Source organism: Nonomuraea sp. NPDC001699, assembly GCF_053596455.1.
The window spans coordinates 1-1,372 of record NZ_JBSFGF010000084.1 but is presented as its reverse complement, the minus strand read 5'-3'; the positions used below and the strand labels follow the sequence as shown (position 1 = coordinate 1,372).

The following is a 1,372-nucleotide window of genomic DNA, read 5'->3' as shown; positions in this document are numbered from 1 at the left end:
CTAGTACTACAGCCAGGCTTTGTGATCTGTAGTCTGTGGTCATGCCTGATGAGTTAACCGCTGATGATCTTCAATCATGGGTGTCAGGGCTGGATGCGCTGTTCGGGCGAGTAGCAGGCCGGTTCGGGCGAGTGGAACCGCGCAGGCAGGCGCGAGCCTATGTGATGGGACTGCTGGCACCGATCGAGCGTAAGAACGGCTGGCAGCTGGCCGAGGCGGCCGGGGACGCGGCTCCGGATCGGATGCAGCGCCTGCTCAACAGCGCCCGCTGGGATCCCCGACAGGTACGAGCCGACCTGCGCGGATACGTGATGGACCATCTCGGCCATCGTGATGGCGTGCTGATCGTGGACGAGACCGGCTTCTTGAAGAAGGGTGACAAGTCGGCCGGGGTGCAGCGCCAGTACTCCGGCACGGCCGGCCGGGTGGAGAACTGCCAGCTGGGCGTGTTCCTGGCCTACGCCTCTCCGCTGGGGCGGGCGCTGATCGACGCCGAGTTGTATCTGCCGAAGTCGTGGATCGAGGATCACGCGCGGTGCGCGGCGGCGGGCATCGGCCAGGGCGTGGCGTTCGCGACCAAGCCGATGCTGGCGCGGCAGATGCTGGCCCGTGCCGTGGAAGCAGGCGTGCCGGCCTGCTGGGTGACGGCCGATGAGGCCTACGGCATGGACTTCAAGTTCCGGCGCTTCCTGGAAGAACACCACATGAGCTATGTGGTGGCGGTACCCAAGAACCAGACCGTGGCCATGGGGTGGAGCGGAGACACCCGCGCCGACACCCTGGCCGCCCAGGCGCCGGCCGAGGCGTGGAAGCGCCGTTCCTGCGGCCAGGGCGCCAAGGGAGAGCGGCTGTATGACTGGGCGCTGGCCGATGTGCACTTCGAGGTCGAGCCCGGCTACCAGCGCTGGCTGCTGGTCCGGCGCAGCCTGACCCCCAACGCCAAAGGCGAGCTCGAGCTGGCCTACTACCTGTGCCATGCCCCGGTCGGCACCACGCTGGAGGACCTCATCACGGTCGCCGGCGCCCGCTGGGCGATCGAGGAGTGCTTCCAAAGCGCCAAGAACGAGACCGGCCTGGACCACTACCAGGTCCGGCGCTACGACGCCTGGCACCGCCACGTCACCCTCGCGATGCTCGCCCACGCCTACCTGGCCGTCACCGCCGCGAATTCCCCAAAAGCCCGAGCGGCCTGGTCGGCCTCACACCAGCCGAGATCCGCCGTCTGCTGGCACACCTGACCGCCACGGCCACCCGGCCGCTCACGTACGCGTTGGCCTGGTCCCAACGCCGGCGCCACCACCAGACCCGCGCCCGAGCCAGCCACCATTGGAGACGCTGGCTCATGCATCACGAAATCAGGCTGTAGTACTAG

At 67.7% G+C, this 1,372-nt stretch carries 1 pseudogene; it reads left to right on the top strand.

Annotated features, from left to right (window positions below):
• Positions 1-41 precede the first annotated feature (41 nt).
• Positions 42-1,366, top strand: a pseudogene (locus ACWCSU_RS52805) (IS701 family transposase).
• Positions 1,367-1,372: the final 6 nt, after the last annotated feature.